The following is a 24,031-nucleotide window of genomic DNA, read 5'->3' on the forward strand; positions in this document are numbered from 1 at the left end:
CACCATACACCGGCTGGATCCAGACGGGACGAGCCACCGCCCTGGGAAAAGTTCATCGCCTGGAAGAAGCAGCCTGACAGGAGCAAGACAGGGAAAGAAAAAATCGGATATGCATATTATCATAATGTGTAATAGCCACTATTTGATCGGACAGCTTTCTTAAGGTTTAGTGACTACCTAACCAGGTTCAAATTTCGCAAAAGGTGTTATCGATGAGTTTTACTTTTTTGTGATAGATCCGGATCTTGACATTGTACGTTCCATCTGCTTTTTTATGATGATCATACACCATAATACTGACTGTTGCCATAAATTTTTTTCTAACACGCAGAATCGTTGTGACGTATTTGTGACGCTTCTACGTTAAATTAAACAAAAAACTATGTAAATCCTGACGAAACGGCGGTTGCCTCAGTCCATAAAAACAGCCCCAAAAAACTGCCTTATTAAGCCAAAAAAGCCATTTTTGATATCAAAAAAGGCTTTTTTGGCAAGGGACCTGGGAGAGGCTCGAACTCTCGACCCACTGATTAAGAGTCAGTTGCTCTACCAACTGAGCTACCAAGTCGTTTTGTGGTTGCAAAGAAACGGTTTTTCAGCATCTTTTGCAACCACATTTATAAATAATTTAAGAATACATCTCTTCTCGCTGCTGTTTTACAACGTCGCTGCTGATATACTCATCGTAAGTCATTAGTTTATCGATAATTCCTTTCGGTGTGAGTTCAATAATACGGTTTGCAACGGTATTCGTCAACTCGTGGTCACGTGAAGTAAAGAGGATGGTTCCCTTGAAATCCTGCATTCCGTTATTGAGCGCCGTAATGGATTCGAGATCCAGGTGATTGGTAGGCTCGTCAAAAAGAAGCACGTTTGCCTGCTGCAGCATCATCTTGGAGAACATGCACCGCATCTTTTCTCCCCCTGAAAGGACGTTGGACTTTTTTAGCACTTCTTCTCCGGAGAACAGCATTCGTCCCAGGAAGCCGCGGATAAACTGTTCGTCTTTGTCGCCTTCGGAATATTCTCTCAGCCAGTCGACCAGGTTGAGGTCTTTGCCTTCAAAATATGCGGAGCTGTCGTTCGGAATATCGGCTACGTTGATGGTGACACCCCATTTGAATTCACCGGTGTAATCACTGTCTCTTCCTGTGAGGATGTTATAGAAGGCTGTTGTGGCCAAACTGTTGTTTGACAGGACAGCGATCTTATCGCCTTTGTTTACCAGCAGATCAATGCCTTTAAAGAAGGTCTCACCGCCAGAGACTTTCTTCAGTTTCTCGATTTGGAGGATCTGGTCGCCTGCCTCTCTGGACATGTTGTTGAACATAATGCCAGGGTACTTACGGTTTGATGGCTGTATTTCATCCAGATTGATTTTCTCCAATGCCTTTTTACGGCTGGTTGCTTGTTTGGATTTGGAAGCGTTGGCGCTGAAACGACGGATGAAGTCCTGGAGTTCTTTAACCTTGTCTTCCATCTTCTTGTTCTGATCTGCTCTCTGACGCAGTGCAAGCTGACTGGATTCATACCAGAAAGAGTAGTTACCGGAGTAAATGCTCATTTTGCTGAAATCGATGTCGACAATATGCGTACAAACGGTGTCGAGGAAGTGACGGTCATGGGATACGACCAGTACAATGTTCTCATAACCGGCAAGGAAGTCTTCCAACCAGGAGATCGTTTCAATGTCAAGGTCATTCGTAGGCTCATCGAGAAGAAGGATGTCCGGGTTTCCAAATAGCGCCTGCGCCAGGAGTACGCGGACTTTCTGGTTACCATCAAGCTCTTTCAAAAGCTTGAAGTGATGCTCCTCTTTAATGCCCAGGTTGCTCAGGAGGGTTGCCGCATTATTTTCTGCGTTCCACCCGTCCATCTCCGCAAATATATTTTCAAGTTCTCCGGCGCGTTCGCCGTCTTTGTCTGTAAAGTCTTCTTTGGCGTAAAGGGCATCTTTTTCCTTCATGATGCTGTAAAGCTCCTTGTGTCCCATTAATACGGTTTCGATCACGGGAACTTCATCAAAAGCGTAGTGGTCCTGGGTCAGTACGGCCATGCGTTCGCCGGGAGTAAAACTCACCGATCCACTTGTCGGATCCACATCACCTGAAAGGATTTTCATGAATGTTGACTTACCTGCTCCATTGGCACCGATAACGCCGTAGCAGTTGCCGTGTGTGAATTTCAGGTTAACATCTTCAAATAGTGTGCGTTTACCGAAGCGTAAAGATAGATTGGATACTGTAATCATACGTAAAGAAAAATGAAGTGCAAAGGTAGACAATCTGAATAGGATATACCAGAAGGCTACAAAAAGTTTTATTTTAGGGGCGTTTTATGAAAGTTCAGGACTTAGAAAAAGAATTGTCGGCAAGACAGGGCAAGGCACGTGCCGCTCATCTTGCTGGTAAGTGCCGGGAAGGCGACTTTCTATGCAGGGATCTGATTGATCTGACTTTTCATCGTGACGGAGTATTGGCCTTTCATGCCGCATGGGTGCTGGAGCATGTTTTCTTAGCGGGGACGTCGCCCGAGCAAGACTGGCAGTATTTCTTTGAGCACTATGGCGAACAGAAAAACCGGAGCTGCCAAAGACACTTTACAAAAATTGCCATTTATTTTTTTAATCGGGTGCCGACCGTTGCCGGGGTTGACTTGGAAGGTGTTATAGAGCGGACGATAGAGTGGCTTGCCGACCCAAGTACGCCAGTAGCGGTTAAGGCGAATTGCATCGACATTCTTTTTGCGCTGAGAGGGAAGGAGGAGTGGCTTACCGAGGAGCTTACATTTCAATTAGAGTTTATCCTCCAGTACGGAACCTCTGCGGCTCTTCAATCGCGCACTAAAAAGTTTTTGGCAAAACTCAGAAAAGAGAGAAAGCTTTAAGTAATTTTGCTGCTCAACTTAAATAGATGGAACTGACCCTCGGTACGCCGGCCATGCTTTTTCCGGCAATCGCCCTCTTATTACTGGCTTATACGAATCGTTTTCTGGCTTTGGCAAGCTTGATCAGAAATCTGAAGAGCCAGTACGTGGAGAACCAAAATCCTAATCTGCTGGGACAGATACACAGTATCCGGACGCGTATTATACAGGTGCGCAATATGCAGGCCTGCGGGATTATGGGATTTCTGCTCTGCGTTATTTCCATGTGGCTCTTGTATAATTCGCAAAATGTGCTTGCAGGTTATGCTTTTGGTTTGAGCCTGCTGCTTCTGATGATTTCCTTATTGATCTCGTTCCGTGAGACTCAAATTTCGGTTGAGGCGCTGGAAATTGAGTTGAGCGACCTGGAAGAACTGGTGAAAAAGAAATGAGATGACGCTTTCTATCACAACACCGATCCTCTTATTTCCGGCCATTTCACTGATATTGTTGGCATACACGGCAAAATTTGCGCATTTGGCTAACCTGACCAGGAATCTCAACAAACAGTATACTGTAGATGAAACTGCAGGACTTTTACATCAGATAAAGAATCTTCGCGAGAGGATCTACCTGATAAAGAATATGCAAATGTTCGGAACAGGGAGCTTTTGCCTCTGCATTATCAGTATTTTCATGCTTTTTAACAACTGGATACTGGCAGGGCAGATTTCCTTCTGGTTGAGTACCATTGCCATGATGGTGGCGCTTTACTTTTCCCTGAAAGAAATCTGGTTGTCTACCGATGCACTAAAGGTGGTTGTTAATGAAGTTTATAAGCGATAACGCTTTTCTTGTAAAAAGTAGGGAGGTATACTATTTTCTTTTTTTGGTCATAATGGAAGTCTGCGGTATTCATTACTCCTCTGGTATCCATTAGCTTGGTTATTTCTCCTTTTGAACCCACACTGTAAACCAGACCATTCCAGCAACTAATAAGAAACTCATTCTTCCTGATGAGCTGCAGGCCATCTACAGAGCTCTCGAAGCCTTCGGCGATTTTAACGAGGTTCTTGTTTGCGTCTGCCTTCCATAACACAGGTCCTGCGCCGATGTAAAGGTCTGAACCGTCTGCCTTCAGTCCGTTTGTTCCCTTGAGGCTTGTTATATACGGGGCAACAACGTTGTTCTTTATGCTGAAGATCATGCCATTCTTTGAATCGGATACATAAACGGTGTTTTTGGAATCCACAGTAACGTCATTCAAGCCTTCTGCCTGAGGAACCTTTAATTTGAGATCCACTTTTCCAGTGGCGATGTCAATGACTACAACTTCTGTAAGATCTGCCACGTATAGCTTATTTTTCATTACTGCTATTCCCTTTGGTGCGTTCAGCCCAGCAACCCACATGGGGTCTGTTATTTTACCGTCAGCGGTAATCTTCGCCACTCCTCCTTTGCCATCAACTTCGAAAGGAGTGCCGTCTATGAGCGAAACGAACATCTGTTTGCCATCACCGTAAGGGGTAACTGATTCGGGTACGGCGAGGGAATCTGTTTCCCAGATTTTGGTTAGCTTATACTTTTCTTGTGCAAACGAGCTGCTTGAACAGGCAACTGCTAAAAGGATAAAGAGCTTCTTCATTTTTTTGTATTACTTAAATATGTTAAAGCTATAAACATTCTCAGAGATGTGTGCCTGCTTTACGTTTTTGTTACATGCCGGCGTATACTGCAGAATACACTTATAGGGCGGAGGCTGTCCTTAAATCCGAACAGGTGAGAAAGCACGATGCACAATTCGTAAGAAAAATAAAGTTTTGTTTCCGATTTTGCAATCATACCTGTATCTTGTGCTATTGATATCATATTTTAGACAGTTTGGCTTATAAATTGTTAATTTATGTATCTAAAGACAGGGCTTCTGTCAACATATCTCAACATTTACATTGAACTTAATTGGAGGGTAAAAATGAAGTTAAAAGAGTTATTATTAAACCGTTTTAGTTTTAGAGAAATTCTAAAGAGCTTCTCTATTGATCAAGCTGATTTCATTATTCAGGATGAAGAACTTATCCTTTCGAAGGAGAACCTTTCCAATAAAGAGTCGATTAAAGAACGTGTTCTGATTCAGGGGAAGGGCCCTTCAGGAATAGTCAACTTTTTTGGCACACTCCATTATAATCTTCTGGAAGGCCTGGCCGTATTTGAACTCGATTCTGTTGAGCAGAACCGGGCACAGGTTGCCTAGTTATTGGAATCTACCTACAATCGCTCGTGCAAGATTTGTACGAGCTTTTTTGTTTTATTTTTGAAGCACGCTGTACTTTTATACCTTTGATGCTTTAAACGCATCATATATGAAAGAAAACTGGTGGAAAATACTAGCCTCAGTTCTTGTTCTGTACTCCGTTATCGCTGGCTTTCTGGGCGAAGTACCTCATTTGCCGATATTACACGAATCTATCAGGAATCTGTATTTCCACGTCCCTATGTGGTTTTCGATGGTGATTCTGTATCTGGTCTCCGTAATTTATAGTGTAAAATATTTGTCTTCGGGGAACGAAAATCATGACCTCAAGTCGGTTGAATTTGTAAATGCGGGTATTGTCTTTGGTTTTCTGGGTCTTGTAACCGGAATGATCTGGGGAAACTATACATGGGGCTCTCCATGGCCTAATGATCCCAAAATGAACAGTTCAGCCATATCCACATTGATGTATCTGGCTTATATTGTACTGAGAAATTCGCTTGAAGAGGAACAAAAGCGTGCGAAGATCTCTGCGGTTTATAACATATTCGCATTTCCGATCATGATTGTCCTGTTGTTTATCCTGCCAAGGATGACCGATTCATTGCATCCGGGAAACGGTGGGAATCCTGGATTCAGTTCTTATGATCTGGACAGCAGGATGAGGGGGGTGTTCTATCCCGCTTGCCTCGGCTGGATACTTCTGGGCGTGTGGATTGCGGACCTGCAGTACAGGATCCGTAAACTTCAAAATAAACAATTAAACTAGTCACAATGAGAAAATACATCGCAGCTCTATATCTGCTGCTCTTCACGGCAGGGGCATCTTTCGCTCAGTCTGACAGCGGAATTGATATGGCAGACGGAATGCGTTCTTCTGGTAAGATCTACGTAGTGGTTGCTGTCATCACATTAATCCTTCTTGCTCTGATTGCCTATCTGTTCACTATTGACAGGAAAGTAAAAAAGCTTGAACAAAAGAACTAAATAACAATTTATGTCTACAACGCAAAACACAAGTTTCTTCAATGATGTATGTTCATTCTTTGATCATGCGTCGCAGTTTACTAATCATTCGGCGGGTCTGCTAGATCAGATTAAGGCCTGTAATAGTGTTTATCGTTTCAGATTCCCTATCAGGAAAGGAAACGGTGTTGAAGTAATTGATGCGTGGCGCGTTGAACATTCTCATCATATGTCCCCTACAAAAGGGGGTATCCGTTACAGCGACATGGTTAATGAGGATGAGGTGATGGCTCTTGCGGCGCTCATGACCTATAAATGTGCTATTGTGAATGTTCCTTTCGGCGGTGCTAAAGGGGGTATTAAGATCAACACGAAGAGTTATTCTCTGGCTGAGCTGGAAAACATCACGCGCAGGTATACAGTGGAATTGGTTAAGAAAAATTTCATCGGTCCGGCTATTGACGTACCTGCACCTGACTATGGTTCAGGTGAGCGGGAAATGAGCTGGATCGCCGATACATATAATACAATGAACCCGGGACAGCTGGACGCTATGGGTTGTGTTACGGGCAAGCCTATTGCGTTGCACGGTATCCAGGGGCGTCGGGAAGCAACCGGAAGGGGAGTAGCTATCGCTATCCGTGAATGTGTTACTGTAGCTGAGGATATGAAGTCCTTGGGCCTTACGCCCGGCTTAACGGGAAAGCGAGTGATTGTTCAGGGACTCGGAAATGTGGGTTATAACACTGCGAAGTTCTTGATTGAAATGGGCGCGGTGATTGTCGGTCTCTGTGAGTACGAAGGCTCAATATACAATAGTAACGGACTGGATCTGGACGCTGTAGTTGCTCACCGTAGGGAGACCGGCACCATCCTTGGATTCTCAGGTGCGGCAAATGAGTTCGCAAACTCTGCAGAAGGACTGGAACAGGATTGCGATATCCTCGTTCCGGCAGCACTTGAAAATCAGATTCTGGCATCTAATATTTCCAGAATTCGGGCGAAGATAATTGCTGAAGCAGCAAACGGACCAACGTCTCCTGAGGCGGCTGACGCTTTTATCAAAAGAGGAGGGATTATCATTCCGGACATGTACTGTAATGCCGGTGGTGTAACGGTATCGTATTTTGAGTGGTTGAAGAACCTCTCACACGTCGCATTCGGACGTATGGATAAGCGCTATGAGGAAAATGCAAATCTTAATCTGGTGTCGTTGGTAGAGAAGATGACAGGCGTGAATCTTACTTCTGAGCAGCGCGGACTGATCGTAAAGGGTCCTTCGGAACTCGAGTTGGTTAATTCGGGTCTGGAAGAAACCATGGTTCGTTCATACCATGAAATCCGTGAAACCAAGATGTCGAACAGCAAAATAGGAGATCTGCGTACCGCTGCGTTTGTTGGCGCAATCAATAAGGTTGCGGTGTCTTACATGAACATGGGTATCTGGCCTTAGAAATGTAAAATTATTATGAGTATTCGCCCTTACCTATTTTTGAGGGCGAATAAGTTCTTCCTAATCATTCCCGTTTCGTAATTTTGCGGCATATTCTATCCGGATATCGTAATTACCAGATCAATGAAAAAAAGCTCTATTATAGGCATCATCATTATTGCAATTGCCATAGGGGTTATTATTAGCACCTATGCCGACTCAAGCACATATGGTTCGTTTAGTGACGCCCGGGAAAGTCAGACTGAGCTCCACGTGGTTGGTCAGTTAAACAAACAAAAGAAATTGATATACAATCCTCAGGAGGATGCTAACTATTTCGCCTTCTATCTGCTGGATAAGCAGGGAAAGGAGTGTAAGGTCGTGTTCTCAGGAGCCAAGCCCCAGGATTTCGAACGCTCAGAGGAGATCGTACTAACCGGGAAAATGGTTGGTGACGAATTTCAAGCCTCTAAAATTCTCATGAAATGTCCTTCCAAATACAATAAGGATGAAGTTGAGATTCAGGAAGTTCAGCAAACCGCTGCTTAATACAGAAAATTTCTAAATGGATATACAATTCGCAGGAGAACACCTGCTTCCAGGGAAACTTGGGCAGTTCTTTATTATACTAACTTTTGGTACAGCACTTTTATCGGCCATTGCCTATTACTTCGCCACGATAAAGGATACGAAAGATGATTCCTGGAAGCGCTTAGCGCGCATATCGACCTGGGTAAATACCGTTTCTGTACTGGGAATCGGCATCTGTCTATACTATATTATCTACAATCATTATTTTGAGTATCACTATGCATGGGCGCATTCATCACGCTCATTGCCAGTGTACTATATTATTTCTAGTTTCTGGGAGGGGCAAGAGGGAAGCTTTTGGCTGTGGATGTTCTGGCAGTCGCTCCTCGCCAATATTCTGATATGGAAAGCCCGCAGCTGGGAAAGCCCTGTTATGACGGTGATGATGCTGTCTCAGCTATTTATCTCCTCCATGTTATTGGGTGTGGAAATATTGGGTACCCGTGTTGGTAGCTCTCCATTCATTCTTCTAAGGGATGCCGTGGAAGGGCCGATCTTCTCACGTCCGGATTACCTGTCTCTCATCCCCGATGGAAATGGGCTTAATCCTTTATTGCAGAATTACTGGATGGTTATCCATCCGCCAACCCTGTTCCTGGGCTTCGCATCCATGATCATTCCTTTCGCTTATGCGATAGCGGGACTCTGGGAAAGAAGATATTCAGAATGGATCAAGGTATCTCTGCCATGGGCACTGTTTGCTGTGATGGTCTTGGGTGCGGGTATTATCATGGGATCCTTCTGGGCTTACGAGGCACTTAACTTCGGTGGTTTCTGGGCCTGGGATCCGGTTGAAAATGCATCTATTATTCCATGGTTAACCCTGATTGCAGCCGTGCACGTGATGCTGGCTTACAGAAGCTCGGGGCATTCTTACTTTACTGCTACATTCCTGGTGCTAATCAGTTTTGTATTGGTGTTATACGCTTCATTCCTCACCCGAAGTGGTATCCTGGGTGAAACCTCGGTTCACTCCTTTACCGATCTGGGAATGTTTGGTCATCTGCTCGCTTATATTCTTGTGTTTTTTGCGCTAGCGGTTGGCTTCCTGGTGGCAAGGTGGAAGGAACTTCCGATAACAAAGAAGGATGAGGAAACCTATTCACGCGAGTTTTGGCTGTTCATCGGGGCACTGGTTCTAACAGTGGCTTGTGTTCAGGTTATTTCAACGACGTCAATACCGGTGTTTAATGCACTTTTCGGCACTAAGATAGCACCTCCCGCAGATGTAATTCAGCACTATCACCAATGGCAGGTGCCTTTCGCAATCGTCATTAGTTTAGTGTCCGGTTTTTCGCAATATTTGAGATATAAAAATACCGACTCCAGAAAGTTCTTCAAGAAGATCGGACTGATCCTGATTATCGCTGCTGTAGTTACTGCAGGGTTTGTGTATATCGCGAAAGTGCATAACAACGTCATGTACGTCGTGCTCACCTTCTCAGCAATCTTCTCGATTTCATGTAACATCAGGATACTTATTGATGCTATAAAGGGAAAATGGCGACTTGCCGGGTCGTCCATCGCGCATATTGGGTTCGGTCTGTTGCTGATAGGAGCCCTTGTCGCGGCAGCCACAAGTAATGTGGTATCGCTAAATACCTCAGGCGTCGGCTTCGGAGAAGAATTTGATAAGAACAATAACTCTAAAGAAAATATTATTCTTTACGAGGATGAGCCTGTACGCATGGATGAATATACCGTTACATATAAAGGTGACTCTACAGAAGGCGTTAATACCTACTATCGTGTAAACTACAAGGTCGTCGATGAAGAGACTAAGGAAGTTAAGGAAGAGTTTGATTTATATCCGCATGCGCAGCAGAATGCCAAGATGCAGACGATTGTCGCCTCTCCTGATACCCGTCACTACTTGTTTCATGATATTTACACACACGTAAGCAGCGTGCCTCTTAAGGAAGAAATGGCTGAGCATGAAGACCACGAAGGTCATTCGGAGGATGAGGGCTATGAGCAACCGGTGACGTATGAAGTTTCTCCCGGGGATACTATCCGCTACAGAGAGGGTGTGATCATCGTTAAGGGTGTTAACCGGAATGCTACCATCGAAAAGATCCCTCTCAAACCAAATGATGTTGCGATAGCATTGCAACTGGAAATTCGGACGCACGCCAACAAAACCTATACAGCTGAACCGGTATTTCTTATAAAAGGAGGAAACAAATTCGACTTCGGAAAGACGCTTGTTGATCCGGGTTTAAAGGTTCGTTTTTCAAACGTTTATCCGGAGAAGGACAAGCTGGAAATGATGTTGTACCAAAAGCCGAAGGCTGAGAAGAAATGGATTGTCATGAAAGCAATCAAATTTCCTTTCATCAACCTGTTCTGGGCAGGGAATATCCTGATGGTCGTAGGTTTCCTGATCTCGATCTTCAGAAGAAATAAGGAGATTAAAATCACAGACTAATGAAAATTGTCCTGCTTGGCAGTGGTAACGTCGCTACGCATCTGGGTCACGCCCTGAAGGCAGCTGGCCATGAGATCCTGCAGGTATGGAGCCGCTCGCTATCAAACGCAGAACAGCTCGCCGCCTCATTATCGGTTGCTTATACGAATGAGATTCTAGCGCTGGATGATACAGCTGATATTTATATACTATCTGTAAAAGATGATGCTATCCGAGAGGTAGCATCATCTTTTACATTTAAGGATAAGCTACTTGTTCATACCTCCGGAACCTCAAGTATTGATTCATTGGGCGAGGATCGGGTAAACAAGGGGGTGTTTTACCCTTTGCAGACCTTTAGTAAACAGAAAGCCGTCGACTTCAGCTCTGTACCGCTGTTATTGGAAAGTAGCACAGATGAAGTCGCCAGGCAGCTTAATGAATTGGCTGGCAGTATTAGCCAGGTTGTACGATCAGCATCCTCCGCTCAGCGTGCTGCAATCCATGTAGCCGCTGTCTTCGCCTGCAATTTCAGCAATCATTTTTACTCTATATCGAAGAGCCTGCTGGACAAGGAAGGACTCGATTTCAAGCTGCTGCTTCCACTTATTGCGGAGACGGCAGCGAAGGTCCAAAGCATGAGTCCCGAAGATGCGCAGACCGGACCTGCCATACGTGATGACCAGGTAAGCATTGAGAAACATAAGAAATATCTGGAAACATCTGCAGACCTTCTTCAACTCTATACATTGATGACCAATAGTATTATCGGTTTCAGAAGCAAACAGCAATAGTTGTCATTTAACACCTTAACCCATGTTTTTAACAAAGATCAAATCTGTCAAAGCCTTTATATTCGATATCGACGGAATACTGACAGATGGTACCGTACTCGTTACCGAATCAGGTGACCAGCTAAGAAAGTTCAATGTAAGGGACGGATATGCCATGCGCCTGGCCGTAAAAAAGGGCTACCATATCTGTGTTATATCCGGCGGCAACTCTTCGAGTGTCATCTTTCGTTTAAACGGCCTTGGGGTGACTGAGGTTCACCTGGGGATAGATAAGAAGCTCGCCGTTTACGAAAACTTCGTCAGAAAGCATTCACTTGATCCGCAGGATGTGTTATATATGGGCGACGATGTACCTGATTTGCCTGTCATGCAAGCTGTAGGTGTAAGTGCCTGCCCGATTGACGCTATTGAAGAAGTGAAGGCGATCAGCGACTATATATCACCCTTCGCAGGAGGTACAGGGTGTGTGCGGGACGTGGTAGAGAAGGTTCTCAAAATTCAGGGGATGTGGTTCGACCAGAATCCTTCAGCACATGACGATACCATTACATCCTCCTAAAAAGCACCTAGGTCATCCTATAGATACATTATGATGAATTCATTTCCACCGGTAATATTGGCGTCCAAATCTCCAAGAAGGCAAGAGCTCTTACATCAAATGGATATCAGCTTCAGGGTTGTGCTGAGAGAAGTAGATGAATCGTTCCCGGCATTCCTCCAGCCGGCAGAAGTGGCGGTTTACATTGCCCGTAAAAAGGCGGAAGCATTTGATGACTCCGTGCAGAATGATGAGATAGTCATTACAGCAGATACCATTGTGACCATCGACGGTCTGATATTAGGCAAACCAGAAGATGAACAGGATGCCTTTCGGATACTGTCTCTATTATCGGGTAGAACACATGAAGTGATAACCGGGGTCGCATTCTTGTATAAGCATGAGGTTCATGCGTTCTACGATAGTACAACCGTTTATTTCCGGGAGCTAAGCGACCACGACAAGTGGTTTTATATTCGCAACTATAAACCCTTTGACAAAGCGGGTGCTTATGGCATACAGGAGTGGATCGGACATGCCGCTATTGAGAAGATTGAAGGCTCTTATAATAACGTAGTAGGTCTGCCCACCTTCAGGGTGTATCAGGAATTGGAGAAGCTTCTAGCCGATAAATAGATCAATCTGATCGAACGCCGGCCCTTCACTCGTTCGCCTGGCTAACCCAGCTTTTCATACAGCAAACCTTCTTTGAGGGCGTAGGTTGAAAGCAAGACGTTGCTGACGCGCCCATGCGCCAGGATATAGGAGGTTAAAACGGCAGCGGTTACGATCATGTCTACGCGAACCGGACTAATCTTATCATCTGCAGCCCTCTCTTCATGTGTGGAAAGAATGATGTCGCCGATTACCGATTGGAGTTGTTTTTTTTCAATACTGTATCCCGAATTCCCGGTTCTGTCTTTCATTCCGAATTTACGTATCGCCAGGTCAGTAAAAGTCTCAAATGCACCCGCAGAACCGATGAGCGTCTCCGGCTGATATAGGAGCAAGTTCTTTCTGAGGTCAGTCAGCTGCTCCTCCAGATGTTGGTGAAGGGAGAATATATCATCGGAATTTATCGGATCAGACTTGTGGAAAAGAGCCATCAAGCGGGCGGCTCCAATAGGGTAGCTTTTCTTAAACTGAATATCTTTGTGGTTGCAGAAAATAAACTCAACGCTTCCTCCACCGATGTCCATAATTACGGCGTTGCCTTGAATTTCCACAGCCTGACTTACTCCTCCATAAATAAGAGAGGCCTCTTTATTGCCATCAATGATGTCAACGCTTATTCCAGTCAGTGCTCTAACCTGCTCAACAAAATCATGTCCGTTAGCCGCGGTTCTCAGGGCCGCAGTGCCAGTTCCATAAACCTCGGTAATTTTATGTTGATCAATGACCCGCTTAAAGTCCTGCATCGCCTCAAGGCCCCGGTTGAAGGCAGCTTCAACGATCCTTCCCTCTGTTATCCCACCCTCACCGAGTTTGACATGTTTTTTTTCCGCGAAGATTTCGTTTATAGAACGATCATCGTTCAGTTCAGCAATTAACAAATGGAAGGTGTTTGTGCCGAGGTCAAGTACAGCGATAGGGTTGTTCATAGGAAAAAGCAAAGCCACCATGGAGGTGGCTTTGTATGATTGGTTTTGAATTATTCGAAATATTCTTTCATTCTCTCGAAGAAGCTCTTCTCGTGTCTGCCAGGTTGAGGCTTGAAGTTAGGAGAGGCCTGGAGTTTTTCAAGCATTTCTCTCTCATCTTTCGAGATGGCTTTAGGAGTCCATATGTTTACGTACACCAATTGGTCACCTCTGTGGTATGAGTTTACTTCAGGAACACCCTTGCCTTTCAATCTCAGGATCTTTCCACCTTGTGTGCCAGGCTCTATCTTGATTTTCGCCTTACCATCTATAGTAGGTACCTCTACAGAAGCTCCCAATGCAGCATCAATGAAGCTGATATGAAGGTCATACACAACGTTGTTTCCTTCGCGCTGTAGCGTCTCGTGAGGTATCTCTTCGATTAAAATGATCAGGTCTCCCGCGATACCACCATTAGGAGCTGCGTTGCCTTTACCGCTCATCGAGAGCTGCATGCCTTCACTAACACCCGCAGGGATATTGATCGTGATCGTTTCCTCTCCACGAACAACACCTTCACCGTGGCAACTGTCACACTTCGCAGTTATCTGCGATCCTGAACCGTTACATGTAGGGCAGGTGCTACTGGTTTGCATCTGACCGAGGATGGTATTGGTTACACGTCTTACAGATCCGGCACCACCACACGTACGGCAGGTCTGTATCGATGACCGGTCTTTAGCACCCGTTCCATCACACGTGCGACAAACAACAAGCTTGTTCACCTTGATCTTCTTTTCAGCGCCTTTAGCAATTTCGTCTAAGCTCAGCTTAACCTTTATCCGGAGGTTGCTACCCCTGGAAACACGGGTTCTGCCACCTTGCTGTCCGCCGCCGCCGCCGCCGCCGCCAAAAAAGCTATCAAACGGACTTCCACCTCCACCAAAGATATCTCCGAACTGACTGAAGATATCATCCATGTTCATGTGACCGCCGCCGCCGTAACCACCTTGAGAAGCACCCGCATGTCCGAATTGGTCATAACGCTGTTTCTTCTCAGGATTACTAAGCACTTCGTACGCTTCTGCGGCCTCCTTGAACTTATCTTCCGCCTCTTTGTCGCCAGGGTTTTTATCCGGGTGATATTTAATCGCCAGCTTACGATAAGCTTTCTTTATCTCATCCGCAGAAGAACCTTTGGAAACACCGAGAATATCATAAAAATCTCTCTTTGCCATATAATTAACTTCCTACAACTACTTTAGCAAATCTCATCACCTTATCGTTAAGAAAATAGCCTTTTTCAACCTCATCTACTACTTTGCCTTTCATATCCTCTGATGGCGCAGGAATGTTTGTTATTGCCTCATGGAGATCAGCATCGAAGGTTGCTCCTATAGATTCCATTTCTTTTACGCCTTTTTGCGTCAACGTGGTCTTAAATTTACTACTCACCAGGATGATACCTTCTTTAACAGCATCGATGTCTGAAGAAGTGTTCATGTATTTAATCGCACGGTCGAAGTCGTCTGCTATCGGCAGAAGACTTAAAAGAACATCCTTCCCTGCTGATTGAAGCAGTTCGATTCGCTCTTTATTCGTACGTCTTTTGTAGTTGTCAAACTCCGCATAAAGACGAAGGTATTTGTCGTTAGCCTCTTTAAGCTCCGCACGTAACCTGTCTTCTGCAGAAACTTCTTCTACTTCCTGAATCTCAGCTTCAGCTCCCGCTGCTTGCTCTGCCTGCGGCTGTTCCGCCTGCTCTACATTTTGTTCCATCTCAGACTGAGTCTGATTGTCAGAAGCTACTTTCTCTTCTTCGGTAGTTTTCTTCTTGTTTTTCAACATATCTGAAAAGTTCATATCTAATGGGATAGACAAATAATTTGCCAAGTTAATTAAACGGTCAAGCTGTCAGCTTAAAACCAATACAATGTCAGCCTGTTGATGTATTAGGCAGACAATAAGCCTTAATTATGCAATCTTTGCATCCTCGATCACCCGTCCGTTTTCGCACTTGATGATGCGGGAAGGGAAGGTACGGATGAGGTTGTAATTATGGGTAGCCATAAGGATGGCAGTTCCTGAGCGGCTGATATCTTTCAACAGCAGCATGATTTCTTCAGATGTTTCTGGATCCAGATTTCCTGTAGGCTCATCGGCAAGGATCAGCTCGGGATCATTCAGAAGCGCCCTGGCAACCACTACACGCTGTTGCTCACCACCCGAAAGCTCGTGCGGCATCTTCTTTAACTTGGAACGCAAACCAACTTTTTCGAGCACGTCTTTAATACGCTCATCTTTCAGCTTGCGGTCTTTCCAGCCTGTAGCGTTCAAAACAAAGCGCAGATTTTCCTCTACCGTACGGTCGGTAAGCAGCTGAAAGTCCTGGAATACGATTCCCAGCTTACGACGCAAGTAGGGTACATCATGATCAGAAAGCTTCTTTAAATCATAACCTCCCGCGTGTCCTTCGCCTTCGGTAATGTGAAGTTCACCATACAGAATCTTCATTAAACTGCTCTTTCCTGATCCGGTCTGACCAATCAGGAAAACAAACTCACCCTTATCTATATGCAGGTTTACTGATGATAGAACGAGGTGCTTTTGCTGATAGACATCTACGTTATGGAGTTTTATAATGGAGTTTCCGATCATTACTATAATTCTAATTTCATTATTTTACCAAAAGGGAGATCCTTTACCAGCGACATAATCGCCTCAGCCTTATCACCAAGACCTATCTTTTGCAGCGATTTATCAGGGCGATCTACCCGAAAATACGCCAGCAAGGTAAACTCATCATCTCGTAGCTGAACATAATCCGGTATTTTAGCTATTCCCTTTACTTTGATGACATACATAGCCTCAAAGTTAATGTTTTCCGGCAAAATCGCCATGCTATTATATACTTAGAAGGAAGGCAAAGGTATCGATGCCGTCTGCATAATCCCATAAACGAGGACTCTGGCTGCAACCAAGCCCAACAACCTGACTGTTAATCGAAAGCTTGCCCTTGGTAACTACACACTGGATCTGTTCGGAAACTGCTCTAAGCTTCACTTCTGCATCCTTCTGGTTCTTGTATTCATCAAAGAAGAGAACCGCCAGGGGAGATGCTATCCCTTCATCGCGTTTCAGCAGCAAGAAGCCGTTGTCCAGATGTTTCGCCCCGTTTACCAGATAGATCGACTTATTATAGTCGTAGTTATTAGCGTACTTATGGTGGTTAATCATCCCATGGAAAGGTTCTTCAATTGCCTCAAAGAAAGGTACAAAGTTATAACCTTCAGGAACCAGAAGTTTCGATACGTTGCGGCAACCAAGGCCAAAGTAATTAAAAATATCATATCCCAGAGCAACGAAATCCTCCGTAGTCTCCGTTCCATCCAATACCGCGATGCTGTTCCTGTTACGGCGAATAATGTGAGGAACCGACTGGAAATAGTACTCAAAGTAGCGGGAGGTATTGTTACTTCCGGTAGCGATAACCGCGTCAAAATCCTTTAACCGGTCGACATACAGAACGCGATCGGCAAGTGCCGGATAAAACTCTGTCAGACGTTTGAGGATATGTGGTGTAAGATGTTTGTCCTGAGAGGACAGTTTAACAGACGCTATGTGTCCGCTCGCCAGAACAGTCAAAATATCATGGAAGCCTACCAACGGAATATTTCCGGCTAATACAAGTCCCACTACTTTCGACTTTCCACCATTCATTTTGCCGGCATAAGCACTGTCTATCCACTGTTCAATATCCTGCTCATTCAACATGGTGCCTAATGACCTTACGGCATTTCTAACCTGATCTGCTGTGAACCAGGCATTATAATGATGAGAAGCATTTACCAGCGAGACGAGTTCTTCATCGTCCGAGAGTAAGTAATGTCCTAACTGTGTAAAAGCTTCCTTTATTTGATGTACTGACATGTATCCTTATATTAAAACCAAGTTTTCTATTATATTTGCACTGTTTTTGCATGGATATAACTTTGCAAAAGTAAGTTAAGGAAAAGACATTTAGACCATGGCGATTAAAATAACAGATGAGTGTATAAACTGCGGAGCTTGTGAACCAGAGTGCCCAAACAATGCTATTTATGATGCTGGAGCTGCCTGGCGTTTCTCAGAAGGAACAGCATTGCGTGGAGTTATTGATTTTGGAGACGGCACCACTCTTGATGCGGAAGAAGTTCAGGCCGCGATATCAGACGAGTTCTATTATATAGTTTCAGATAAGTGTACAGAGTGTAAAGGCTTCCATGACGAGCCTCAATGTGCGGCAGTTTGCCCGGTTGATTGTTGCGTGGATGACGAAGATGTGAGAGAGACAGAAGAAGAGCTGCTTGCTAAGAAAGCATGGCTTCACATGGAAGCATAATATTTTATAAGAAAAAGGCGGATACATTTCTGGTGTATCCGCCTTTTTTATGCCTGTTCTTCTTGAAATTCCTTATTAGGTATAATCAATACCGGACATTTAGCCTTCCTGACTACCTTTTCAGACACACTACCGGAAATAAAATGGTCGAAACCAGTTCTTCCATGGGTGCCGAGAATGATCATATCCGCTCCCCACTCTTCTGCTGTTGCCAGAATTTCATCTCTCGGATTGCCCAGCTTGGTGTATGTATATGTCGGAACACGCCCTGCATAAACCTCAGAGATACGATCCAGGAGCTTTTTACTCGATTCATCCTGTAGCTGGATGAGATCCGGGAGTACCACCTGGGATTCATTCAGCATCGGATCAGCGATGTAAGAGGTTCCGACGGGAACTTCATTAACATGCAGCAATGCCACCGACGCATGTAGCTTTTCGGCAAGATCAAATCCATACCCTGCCGCCCTTTCAGAATATTGACTGTCTTCTATGGCAATTAAAATCTTCGTGATCTGATTCAGTGTTTTCATAATTGCGGGTTTAAGTTATCGTGTTATAAAGATGAAACGTTTTTACGATCCATTAGTTTTAATTAGGCCTTAGGAGATTTTTTTAATTTATTTGTAAGATGACTACTGAATTTGGCGTGTGCGACCTGGCTTTAGCTCCTCTCAGAGCTGAGGCGTCTGATAAAAGTGAGATCCTATCCTTCCTTCTTTTTGGCGACTGCTTTGAGATTCTTGAGACTCGGTCCAAATGGATGCAGGTGCGGACCCTATCCGACAACTACATTGGCTGGATAGATCCTAAACAGCAGCGAAGCCTGAAAGAGGGACAGGTTCAGCAGCTGCAAAATAATTTGGTAGTCACAGGTCCTGCTGTCTATCACAGCATTGAAAGAGAGGATAGTGGTGAGACGTTATATCTCACGGCGGGCAGCAGAATACCTGCCCCGGATACAAACAATCGGTTTAAGATAGGAGATACGACCTATCGCTTCACCCGGGAACCTCAACTCGCGGCAGTCGGGAATTTTGCGCGTCATATCAATGAGTACGCTCGTTTTTATTTAAACGCACCTTATTTGTGGGGAGGAAAGTCAATCTTCGGAATAGACTGCTCAGGATTTACACAGATGGTGTTCAGGATGCTCAACATCGAAATACTGAGGGATGCATGCCAACAGGCAGAGCAAGGTAGCGTGGTGAATTTTTTACAGGAGATCAAGCCGGGAGATCTGGCCTTTTTTGATAATGATGAAGGTCGAATTACGCATGTGGGAATTATTCTCGATTCCCAGCATATTATTCATGCTTCAGGAAAGGTGCGTATCGATGTAATAGATGATCAGGGAATCTACAACACAGAAACCGGTCGGCACACCCACAAACTGCGTATAATAAAGCGCTTTAAGAACTAGTCCGGATTTTCCAGAGCATCGCCATTTTATCATCGCTTACGGAGGCCAGCAATTTGCCTCCATCAACCCATGTTAATTTATTGACCGAGTGGGAGTGAGCGTGGAAGCCCTTATCCTTACTTATTATACGCTTTAGCTTCATCCCGTCAACGTCCCAGATCTTGATGCTTTTGTCCTGACTGGCAGTCGCGAACAATCGGCCCTCCGGATGAAACTTGATATCGTAAACAGCAGACATATGTGCCGTCAGGATGTTTGAAATGCTATAATCAGACAGGCTCCAGGTAATCAGCTGAGCATCACGTCCGCCAGAAAGAAGGAAACGATTGTCTGGACTGAATGCCACAGAAGTTACCGGCATCGTATGCCCGTTCAGCTCATGACGCAAACTATATGTATCCGCATCATAGATGCGCACCAAGCTATCTTTGCAGCCAAAGGCAAGCGTGTTTTCATCCGTACTCACAGCCATAGCTCTGATGGTATCGGCAGAAACGCGGAAATTGTACAGAAAGGAGTAATCCGAAGAACTGATGACCGAAACAGTGCCATCTTCAGATCCCACAAGGATTTCATTCTTTCTTTTGATCTCCGCTATCGAGAAGATCGGAAGCTGATGCTTCTCAATGCGCGCGACTATTTTGCGTTCTGAAAGACTGAAGATACTAACCGCACCACTTCTCTCCCCAATCACGAGAATCCCTTTTTCGGGAGAAAGATGAAGGGCATAAACAGAGCTTTTCACCGGACAAACTACGGTCGGTTTTCGATCCGACAAAGACCATTGCACAATTCCCTTGTCGTTTCCGGCTGTATAAAAGCTTGCATCATCAATGCCCGCTTCAACAGTATAAATAGAGTTTTGATGGCCGGGCAATAAAGCCAGCAGCTCAATATCAATCATCAGCATAGACTATTTATGTCGCGATTCCAGGTTTTTGGCTATCTTCTCCAACGAAACGTTCTTCTCGCGCAACAGAACAAGCAAGTGGAATACGAGGTCAGAAGATTCATTGATGAAGTCAAATTCCGTCTCGTTCAGAGCAGCGATAACCGTCTCAACGCCTTCTTCGCCTACTTTCTGAGCTATCTTGTTCAAACCCTTCTCTCTCAGTCGGTTCACATAGGAGCTTTCCTGAGGATTCGCATATCTGTCGGCGATTATCTGTTCCAGCTTGAAAATAAAGTTTTGGTTGTATTCAGAGGAGAAACAGCTTCTCGATCCCGTATGGCAGGTCGGACCGATAGGATCAGCCTTAATCAGAATGGTATCCTGGTCACAATCAATAGCAATACTTTTTACATAAAGAAAATTGCCACTTTCCTCACCCTTGGTCCAGAGACGGTTTTTTGAACGCGAGTAAAAGGTAACCTTACCCTCGGCTTCCGTTTTAGTAAAAGCCTCTTCGTTCATGTATCCCAGCATCAGCACTTCCAGACTCTGGAAATCCTGAATGATCACAGGTACTAAACCCTCTCCTTTATTAAAGTCTATAGACATTTTCAATTATTATTTATTATAAACGGACCTCGATATTCTGCTTCCTTAATTCCATTTTCAGGTCAGGAATCAGTATTTCCCCGTAATGAAAAACCGAAGCCGCTAACGCAGCATCGACATTAGCCTCCAGGAAAGTGTCAGCAAAATGCTGTATGGTACCGGCACCGCCAGAGGCGATGATAGGGATAGAAAGTGTGCTGTTAATTTTGCCGAGCAGGTCGTTGTCAAATCCGCTCTTCGTTCCGTCGTGATCCATGGAGGTAAGCAATATTTCACCCGCGCCGCGTGATTCCACCTCCTTAATCCAGGCTTCTGTTTCAATCTCTGTTGCTATCCGGCCACCGTTCAGATGAACCAGATTCTTTCCTTTCACTCTCTTGGTATCCACCGCTACAACAACAAACTGTTTACCGAAGGCATTAGCCAGTTCATTGATGAGTTCCGGATTTCTTACCGCAGCGGAGTTGATGGAAATTTTGTCAGCTCCGGAGTTTAGCAGAACGTCAGCATCCGCAATTTCATTGATTCCACCACCGATGGTGAAAGGGATGTTTACTTGCCGCGCAACCGACTTCACCAGTTCCACCATGGTCTTACGGCGCTCATTCGTCGCTGTAATATCCAGGAAAACCAACTCATCGGCGCCCTGCCTGGAATATTGCCAGGCCAGCTCCACCGGATCACCGGCATCCCTCAGGTCAACGAAATTGATGCCTTTAACGGTTCTTCCATCCTTAACGTCCAGGCAGGGTATAATACGTTTGGAAACCAATTAAAACGAAATTAATGATTTTAAGTTCCAGTCTTTAATCTCATCGATGGAGATATGACCTTCATAGATAGCCTTACCAACCACACACGCCTCTACTTTATATTGCTGTACCGCCCTGATGTCATCCATTGAGCTGATACCACCCGACGCGATTAGCTTAATAAAAGGAGAGTGGTCTAAAAGTTTCTGATACAGTTCAACTCCAGCACCACCTAACTTACCATCTTTATTAATATCGGTGCAAAGGAAACGGAAGAAACCCAAGTTGAGGCAGGTGTCTACGTAATCCATTAATTTGATCGGTGAACTTTCCATCCAGCCAGAATACTTGATCACCTCATCGAGGACGTCAATAGCCACCACGATCTGGTCAGTGCCCGAACCGGTTTCCCTATGCGTAAAAGCACGGCTCAGTTCAGGAAGAAATTCCGGGTTTGTAATTGCCTGAGTTCCTACAATAACACGATGAATGCCGGCATCAATAAGCTCTTTCACTTTTTCAATACTTCTGACACCACCGCCATATTGAACTTTCATTTCAGTTTTACGGATAATATCGAACAGATATTCCTGGTTACTGAAATCACCTTTCGCGCCGTTCAAGTCGATAATGTGAACGAATTCGGTCCCATTAGACTGGTAGCGCTCAATCATTTCCTCTAACGTTACATCGTAAAATGTAGCTTGCTCGTAGTTTCCTTCACGTAAACGGACAACCTTTTTGTCCAGAATATCAATTGCAGGGATTATGTACATATTTTTTCTATAATTCTGAAAAGTTTTTAAGTAACTGCTCTCCGGCTTCACCTGATTTTTCAGGATGAAACTGAACACCATAAAAATTGTTTTTACTTATTGCCGCAGAGAATTTCAACCCATAGTCAGCAAAAGCGACTGTAAAAGTAGAATTAAATTCTATAAAATAGGAATGAACGAAGTAAAAGTACGTCCCATTCGGAATTCCCTCAAATAATTTACTTTCATTTTGGACACTTACCCTGTTCCAACCCGTATGCGGAACCTTTATTCTCAGATCTTCCGTGAAATGACGGGTTTTTACAGGGGCTATCCCTAATAGAGAGGAGTTTCCCTCTTCCGAGAACTCAGTGAGTAGCTGCATCCCGACGCAGATCCCAAGGACGGGCTTCTTGATCGATTTGATACTCTCCACCAGTCCGCTTTCCTCCAGCTTCTGCATCGCCGCTCCCGCATGACCTACGCCGGGGATAATGAAGCGATCATATCTGTCGAAGCTATCGGCCGAATTCACCATCTCATACGCAATCTCCTGTCTGTCTAAAGCAGCAGTGAGTGAAAAAATATTGCCGGCGCCGTAGTTTATTATTCCGATCATCTATCTGTATATAATTAAAGAAGGCCCTTGGTACTGGGTAATTGCATATTGTTTACATCCCTCTTCGCCGCCATCTTGATTGCTTTCGCAAAAACTTTGAATATAGCTTCAATCTTATGATGTTCGTTTATTCCCTCAGCCTTGATGTTCAGGTTACAGCGAGATGCGTCACTGAACGACTTAAAGAAATGATAGAACATCTCCGTAGGCATCTCGCCTATCTTCTCGCGTTTGAAATCCGCATCCCAAACAATCCAGTTCCTACCGCCGAAATCGATAGCCGCCTGAGCCAGACAATCATCCATTGGCAGGCAAAAACCATACCGTTCAATGCCTCGTTTGTCGCCCAATGCTTTCGCAATAGCCTCACCCAGAGTGATCCCCGTATCTTCAATGGTATGGTGTTCGTCGATGTGCAGATCCCCCTTAGCGTTAATCTCCAGATCTATGCTGCCATGTCTGGCAATCTGATCCAGCATGTGATCAAAGAAATGCAGTCCGGTGCTAATCTTTGCATCGCCCTTACCATCCAGATTTAGTTTAATATATATATCGGTTTCCTTGGTTGTCCTTCTATGCTCAACCTCTCTTTTACCTACTTTCAAAAATTCATAGATGTCTTTCCATGAAGTAGTTGCCAGTGCAATGTAATGGTTGAGTTCTTCAAACTTGCTGCTCACCTCCTCAGCACCCAGACTATCGGACTGGTTAATCCATATCGCTTTAGCGTTCAGGTTTTTAGCCAGCTCAATATCCGTTACTCTGTCACCTATAACGAATGAGTTTTCAAGGTCGTATTTTTCAACGTCAAAAAAATGCTTCAAAAGCGCGATGCCCGGTTTTCGTGTTTCTTTATTCTCATGTGCAAAGGTTTTATCAATGATGACTTCCTTAAATATCACACCTTCCGCTTCAAAAGAGTTCATGATGAAGTTATGTACCGGCCAGAAATTGGCTTCCGGATGGCTGTCTGTTCCCAGACCGTCCTGATTAGTCACCATGATCAGATCAAAATCCAGTTCCTCCGCAATCTTCGTCATGTATTTGAAAGCACCCGGATAAAAGCGCAATTTCGAAAAAGAATCCACCTGATAATCCTCAGGCTCCAGAACCAAAGTTCCGTCCCGGTCAATAAACAATACTTTGCGCTTATCAGCGCTTTTCAAGTCTTCCATT

General features: G+C 44.6%; 30 protein-coding genes and 1 tRNA gene. 14 read left to right on the forward strand and 17 right to left on the reverse strand.

Going from position 1 to position 24,031, the window contains the following annotated elements:
- Positions 1-187: 187 nt before the first annotated feature.
- The 3 genes from ACKI5J_RS11945 to ACKI5J_RS11955 all read right to left on the reverse strand — a co-directional run bounded on the left by ACKI5J_RS11945 (position 188) and on the right by ACKI5J_RS11955 (position 2,251).
- Positions 188-310: a hypothetical protein gene (locus tag ACKI5J_RS11945; protein ID WP_407429705.1), complete on the reverse strand. Its 123-nt coding sequence runs from the start codon at positions 308-310 to the stop codon at positions 188-190.
- A gap of 185 nt (positions 311-495) precedes the next feature.
- Positions 496-568 (reverse strand) — tRNA-Lys (locus ACKI5J_RS11950).
- 60 nt (positions 569-628) lie between these two features.
- A complete protein-coding gene (locus ACKI5J_RS11955; protein ID WP_407429706.1) occupies positions 629-2,251 on the reverse strand; it encodes an ABC-F family ATP-binding cassette domain-containing protein in 1,623 nt (540 codons plus the stop codon).
- An 86-nt stretch (positions 2,252-2,337) separates the two neighbouring features.
- On the opposite strand from ACKI5J_RS11955, the gene ACKI5J_RS11960 reads away from it, so the two are divergent.
- Genes ACKI5J_RS11960 through ACKI5J_RS11970 form a run of 3 tightly spaced genes read left to right on the forward strand, consistent with a single transcriptional unit; the run spans position 2,338 to position 3,711 of the window.
- Positions 2,338-2,886 carry a hypothetical protein gene (locus ACKI5J_RS11960; protein WP_407429707.1) on the forward strand — a complete coding sequence of 183 codons (549 nt, stop codon included), beginning with the start codon at positions 2,338-2,340 and terminating at the stop codon, positions 2,884-2,886.
- Between the two features lie 26 nt (positions 2,887-2,912).
- A complete protein-coding gene (locus ACKI5J_RS11965) occupies positions 2,913-3,317 on the forward strand; it encodes a DUF2721 domain-containing protein (RefSeq protein WP_407429708.1) in 405 nt (134 codons plus the stop codon).
- A 1-nt stretch (position 3,318) separates the two neighbouring features.
- Complete coding sequence (locus ACKI5J_RS11970; RefSeq protein WP_407429709.1) at positions 3,319-3,711, forward strand: DUF2721 domain-containing protein; 393 nt, start codon at positions 3,319-3,321, stop codon at positions 3,709-3,711.
- On the opposite strand, the gene ACKI5J_RS11975 is transcribed toward ACKI5J_RS11970, so the two are convergent.
- On the reverse strand, positions 3,689-4,510 hold the full coding sequence (locus ACKI5J_RS11975; RefSeq protein WP_407429710.1) for an ATP-binding protein: 822 nt from the start codon (positions 4,508-4,510) through the stop codon (positions 3,689-3,691). The two genes, ACKI5J_RS11970 and ACKI5J_RS11975, sit on opposite strands and share 23 nt — an antisense overlap.
- Before the next feature lie 327 nt (positions 4,511-4,837).
- On the opposite strand from ACKI5J_RS11975, the gene ACKI5J_RS11980 reads away from it, so the two are divergent.
- The 9 genes from ACKI5J_RS11980 to ACKI5J_RS12020 all read left to right on the forward strand — a co-directional run bounded on the left by ACKI5J_RS11980 (position 4,838) and on the right by ACKI5J_RS12020 (position 12,480).
- Positions 4,838-5,116 carry a hypothetical protein gene (locus tag ACKI5J_RS11980; RefSeq protein ID WP_407429711.1) on the forward strand — a complete coding sequence of 93 codons (279 nt, stop codon included), beginning with the start codon at positions 4,838-4,840 and terminating at the stop codon, positions 5,114-5,116.
- Between the two features lie 109 nt (positions 5,117-5,225).
- On the forward strand, positions 5,226-5,885 hold the full coding sequence (ccsA, locus tag ACKI5J_RS11985) for a cytochrome c biogenesis protein CcsA (RefSeq protein ID WP_407429712.1): 660 nt from the start codon (positions 5,226-5,228) through the stop codon (positions 5,883-5,885).
- A 5-nt stretch (positions 5,886-5,890) separates the two neighbouring features.
- On the forward strand, positions 5,891-6,103 hold the full coding sequence (locus tag ACKI5J_RS11990; RefSeq protein WP_407429713.1) for a CcmD family protein: 213 nt from the start codon (positions 5,891-5,893) through the stop codon (positions 6,101-6,103).
- A 10-nt stretch (positions 6,104-6,113) separates the two neighbouring features.
- On the forward strand, positions 6,114-7,535 hold the full coding sequence (locus ACKI5J_RS11995) for a Glu/Leu/Phe/Val family dehydrogenase (protein WP_407429714.1): 1,422 nt from the start codon (positions 6,114-6,116) through the stop codon (positions 7,533-7,535).
- Between the two features lie 123 nt (positions 7,536-7,658).
- Positions 7,659-8,063, forward strand: coding sequence for a cytochrome c maturation protein CcmE (locus ACKI5J_RS12000; protein ID WP_407429715.1), 405 nt, complete (start codon positions 7,659-7,661; stop codon positions 8,061-8,063).
- Positions 8,064-8,079: 16 nt separating this feature from the next.
- A complete protein-coding gene (locus tag ACKI5J_RS12005) occupies positions 8,080-10,533 on the forward strand; it encodes a heme lyase CcmF/NrfE family subunit (RefSeq protein WP_407429716.1) in 2,454 nt (817 codons plus the stop codon).
- On the forward strand, positions 10,533-11,306 hold the full coding sequence (locus ACKI5J_RS12010) for a Rossmann-like and DUF2520 domain-containing protein (protein WP_407429717.1): 774 nt from the start codon (positions 10,533-10,535) through the stop codon (positions 11,304-11,306). Before ACKI5J_RS12005 ends, ACKI5J_RS12010 begins: the two co-directional genes overlap by 1 nt.
- 22 nt (positions 11,307-11,328) lie before the next feature.
- Entirely contained in the window at positions 11,329-11,865 is a 537-nt protein-coding gene (locus ACKI5J_RS12015; protein WP_407429718.1) for a KdsC family phosphatase, read from the forward strand.
- A gap of 30 nt (positions 11,866-11,895) precedes the next feature.
- Positions 11,896-12,480 (forward strand): Maf family nucleotide pyrophosphatase, encoded by a 585-nt coding sequence (locus tag ACKI5J_RS12020; RefSeq protein WP_407429719.1) that lies wholly within the window; start codon positions 11,896-11,898, stop codon positions 12,478-12,480.
- Positions 12,481-12,521: 41 nt separating this feature from the next.
- Here ACKI5J_RS12020 and ACKI5J_RS12025 read toward each other — a convergent pair whose 3' ends face one another.
- The 6 genes from ACKI5J_RS12025 to ACKI5J_RS12050 form a co-directional block, all read right to left on the reverse strand.
- Complete coding sequence (locus ACKI5J_RS12025) at positions 12,522-13,445, reverse strand: exopolyphosphatase (protein ID WP_407429720.1); 924 nt, start codon at positions 13,443-13,445, stop codon at positions 12,522-12,524.
- Positions 13,446-13,495: 50 nt separating this feature from the next.
- On the reverse strand, positions 13,496-14,662 hold the full coding sequence (gene dnaJ / locus ACKI5J_RS12030; protein WP_407429721.1) for a molecular chaperone DnaJ: 1,167 nt from the start codon (positions 14,660-14,662) through the stop codon (positions 13,496-13,498).
- Between the two features lie 4 nt (positions 14,663-14,666).
- The gene (locus ACKI5J_RS12035; RefSeq protein ID WP_407429722.1) at positions 14,667-15,287 is read right to left on the reverse strand and encodes a nucleotide exchange factor GrpE; all 621 of its coding nucleotides are present in this window, start codon (positions 15,285-15,287) and stop codon (positions 14,667-14,669) included.
- 111 nt (positions 15,288-15,398) lie between these two features.
- Positions 15,399-16,082: a cell division ATP-binding protein FtsE gene (locus ACKI5J_RS12040; RefSeq protein WP_106293114.1), complete on the reverse strand. Its 684-nt coding sequence runs from the start codon at positions 16,080-16,082 to the stop codon at positions 15,399-15,401.
- Between the two features lie 2 nt (positions 16,083-16,084).
- Positions 16,085-16,288 carry a fructose-6-phosphate aldolase gene (locus ACKI5J_RS12045; protein ID WP_407429906.1) on the reverse strand — a complete coding sequence of 68 codons (204 nt, stop codon included), beginning with the start codon at positions 16,286-16,288 and terminating at the stop codon, positions 16,085-16,087.
- A gap of 40 nt (positions 16,289-16,328) precedes the next feature.
- Complete coding sequence (locus ACKI5J_RS12050) at positions 16,329-17,354, reverse strand: acyl-CoA reductase (protein ID WP_407429723.1); 1,026 nt, start codon at positions 17,352-17,354, stop codon at positions 16,329-16,331.
- A 97-nt stretch (positions 17,355-17,451) separates the two neighbouring features.
- Here ACKI5J_RS12050 and ACKI5J_RS12055 point away from each other — a divergent pair, with 97 nt between their 5' ends.
- The gene (locus ACKI5J_RS12055; protein ID WP_407429724.1) at positions 17,452-17,805 is read left to right on the forward strand and encodes a 4Fe-4S dicluster domain-containing protein; all 354 of its coding nucleotides are present in this window, start codon (positions 17,452-17,454) and stop codon (positions 17,803-17,805) included.
- Positions 17,806-17,852: 47 nt separating this feature from the next.
- Here ACKI5J_RS12055 and ACKI5J_RS12060 read toward each other — a convergent pair whose 3' ends face one another.
- Positions 17,853-18,338, reverse strand: a complete 486-nt coding sequence (locus ACKI5J_RS12060) for a universal stress protein (RefSeq protein ID WP_407429725.1) — start codon at positions 18,336-18,338, stop codon at positions 17,853-17,855.
- A gap of 98 nt (positions 18,339-18,436) precedes the next feature.
- Between ACKI5J_RS12060 and ACKI5J_RS12065 the strand changes: the two genes are divergently transcribed.
- The gene (locus ACKI5J_RS12065) at positions 18,437-19,228 is read left to right on the forward strand and encodes a C40 family peptidase (RefSeq protein WP_407429726.1); all 792 of its coding nucleotides are present in this window, start codon (positions 18,437-18,439) and stop codon (positions 19,226-19,228) included.
- On the opposite strand, the gene ACKI5J_RS12070 is transcribed toward ACKI5J_RS12065, so the two are convergent.
- Genes ACKI5J_RS12070 through hisB form a run of 6 tightly spaced genes read right to left on the reverse strand, consistent with a single transcriptional unit; the run spans position 19,218 to position 24,030 of the window.
- Positions 19,218-20,132: a WD40 repeat domain-containing protein gene (locus ACKI5J_RS12070; protein WP_407429727.1), complete on the reverse strand. Its 915-nt coding sequence runs from the start codon at positions 20,130-20,132 to the stop codon at positions 19,218-19,220. The genes ACKI5J_RS12065 and ACKI5J_RS12070 overlap by 11 nt on opposite strands.
- A gap of 9 nt (positions 20,133-20,141) precedes the next feature.
- Positions 20,142-20,729, reverse strand: coding sequence for a bifunctional phosphoribosyl-AMP cyclohydrolase/phosphoribosyl-ATP diphosphatase HisIE (gene hisIE, locus ACKI5J_RS12075; protein WP_407429728.1), 588 nt, complete (start codon positions 20,727-20,729; stop codon positions 20,142-20,144).
- Between the two features lie 16 nt (positions 20,730-20,745).
- A complete protein-coding gene (gene hisF / locus ACKI5J_RS12080) occupies positions 20,746-21,501 on the reverse strand; it encodes an imidazole glycerol phosphate synthase subunit HisF (protein ID WP_407429729.1) in 756 nt (251 codons plus the stop codon).
- The gene (locus ACKI5J_RS12085) at positions 21,502-22,257 is read right to left on the reverse strand and encodes a HisA/HisF-related TIM barrel protein (RefSeq protein ID WP_407429730.1); all 756 of its coding nucleotides are present in this window, start codon (positions 22,255-22,257) and stop codon (positions 21,502-21,504) included.
- 7 nt (positions 22,258-22,264) lie between these two features.
- Positions 22,265-22,855 (reverse strand): imidazole glycerol phosphate synthase subunit HisH, encoded by a 591-nt coding sequence (gene hisH / locus ACKI5J_RS12090; protein WP_407429731.1) that lies wholly within the window; start codon positions 22,853-22,855, stop codon positions 22,265-22,267.
- Positions 22,856-22,869: 14 nt separating this feature from the next.
- The gene (hisB, locus tag ACKI5J_RS12095; RefSeq protein WP_407429732.1) at positions 22,870-24,030 is read right to left on the reverse strand and encodes a bifunctional histidinol-phosphatase/imidazoleglycerol-phosphate dehydratase HisB; all 1,161 of its coding nucleotides are present in this window, start codon (positions 24,028-24,030) and stop codon (positions 22,870-22,872) included.
- Position 24,031 lies beyond the last annotated feature (1 nt).

Origin of the sequence: Arcticibacter sp., assembly GCF_045629565.1 — a bacterium.
Classification (GTDB): Bacteria; Bacteroidota; Bacteroidia; order Sphingobacteriales; family Sphingobacteriaceae; genus Arcticibacter.

Coding starts and splice junctions, on each gene's coding strand:
- ACKI5J_RS12085 (WP_407429730.1), bottom strand. CDS start 22,257: ATGTACATAATCCCTGCAATTGATATTCTGGACAAAAAGGTTGTCCGT.
- ccsA (WP_407429712.1), top strand. CDS start 5,226: ATGAAAGAAAACTGGTGGAAAATACTAGCCTCAGTTCTTGTTCTGTAC.
- ACKI5J_RS12060 (WP_407429725.1), bottom strand. CDS start 18,338: ATGAAAACACTGAATCAGATCACGAAGATTTTAATTGCCATAGAAGAC.
- ACKI5J_RS11965 (WP_407429708.1), top strand. CDS start 2,913: ATGGAACTGACCCTCGGTACGCCGGCCATGCTTTTTCCGGCAATCGCC.
- ACKI5J_RS12070 (WP_407429727.1), bottom strand. CDS start 20,132: ATGATTGATATTGAGCTGCTGGCTTTATTGCCCGGCCATCAAAACTCT.
- ACKI5J_RS11995 (WP_407429714.1), top strand. CDS start 6,114: ATGTCTACAACGCAAAACACAAGTTTCTTCAATGATGTATGTTCATTC.
- hisB (WP_407429732.1), bottom strand. CDS start 24,030: ATGGAAGACTTGAAAAGCGCTGATAAGCGCAAAGTATTGTTTATTGAC.
- ACKI5J_RS11975 (WP_407429710.1), bottom strand. CDS start 4,510: ATGAAGAAGCTCTTTATCCTTTTAGCAGTTGCCTGTTCAAGCAGCTCG.
- ACKI5J_RS12065 (WP_407429726.1), top strand. CDS start 18,437: ATGACTACTGAATTTGGCGTGTGCGACCTGGCTTTAGCTCCTCTCAGA.
- ACKI5J_RS12005 (WP_407429716.1), top strand. CDS start 8,080: ATGGATATACAATTCGCAGGAGAACACCTGCTTCCAGGGAAACTTGGG.
- ACKI5J_RS12015 (WP_407429718.1), top strand. CDS start 11,329: ATGTTTTTAACAAAGATCAAATCTGTCAAAGCCTTTATATTCGATATC.
- ACKI5J_RS12040 (WP_106293114.1), bottom strand. CDS start 16,082: ATGATCGGAAACTCCATTATAAAACTCCATAACGTAGATGTCTATCAG.
- dnaJ (WP_407429721.1), bottom strand. CDS start 14,662: ATGGCAAAGAGAGATTTTTATGATATTCTCGGTGTTTCCAAAGGTTCT.
- ACKI5J_RS12050 (WP_407429723.1), bottom strand. CDS start 17,354: ATGTCAGTACATCAAATAAAGGAAGCTTTTACACAGTTAGGACATTAC.
- ACKI5J_RS11960 (WP_407429707.1), top strand. CDS start 2,338: ATGAAAGTTCAGGACTTAGAAAAAGAATTGTCGGCAAGACAGGGCAAG.
- ACKI5J_RS11945 (WP_407429705.1), bottom strand. CDS start 310: ATGGCAACAGTCAGTATTATGGTGTATGATCATCATAAAAAAGCAGAT.
- ACKI5J_RS12035 (WP_407429722.1), bottom strand. CDS start 15,287: ATGAACTTTTCAGATATGTTGAAAAACAAGAAGAAAACTACCGAAGAA.
- ACKI5J_RS11990 (WP_407429713.1), top strand. CDS start 5,891: ATGAGAAAATACATCGCAGCTCTATATCTGCTGCTCTTCACGGCAGGG.
- ACKI5J_RS12000 (WP_407429715.1), top strand. CDS start 7,659: ATGAAAAAAAGCTCTATTATAGGCATCATCATTATTGCAATTGCCATA.
- hisH (WP_407429731.1), bottom strand. CDS start 22,855: ATGATCGGAATAATAAACTACGGCGCCGGCAATATTTTTTCACTCACT.
- ACKI5J_RS12010 (WP_407429717.1), top strand. CDS start 10,533: ATGAAAATTGTCCTGCTTGGCAGTGGTAACGTCGCTACGCATCTGGGT.
- ACKI5J_RS12055 (WP_407429724.1), top strand. CDS start 17,452: ATGGCGATTAAAATAACAGATGAGTGTATAAACTGCGGAGCTTGTGAA.
- ACKI5J_RS11980 (WP_407429711.1), top strand. CDS start 4,838: ATGAAGTTAAAAGAGTTATTATTAAACCGTTTTAGTTTTAGAGAAATT.
- ACKI5J_RS11955 (WP_407429706.1), bottom strand. CDS start 2,251: ATGATTACAGTATCCAATCTATCTTTACGCTTCGGTAAACGCACACTA.
- ACKI5J_RS12020 (WP_407429719.1), top strand. CDS start 11,896: ATGATGAATTCATTTCCACCGGTAATATTGGCGTCCAAATCTCCAAGA.
- ACKI5J_RS12045 (WP_407429906.1), bottom strand. CDS start 16,288: ATGTATGTCATCAAAGTAAAGGGAATAGCTAAAATACCGGATTATGTT.
- hisIE (WP_407429728.1), bottom strand. CDS start 20,729: ATGTCTATAGACTTTAATAAAGGAGAGGGTTTAGTACCTGTGATCATT.
- ACKI5J_RS11970 (WP_407429709.1), top strand. CDS start 3,319: ATGACGCTTTCTATCACAACACCGATCCTCTTATTTCCGGCCATTTCA.
- ACKI5J_RS12025 (WP_407429720.1), bottom strand. CDS start 13,445: ATGAACAACCCTATCGCTGTACTTGACCTCGGCACAAACACCTTCCAT.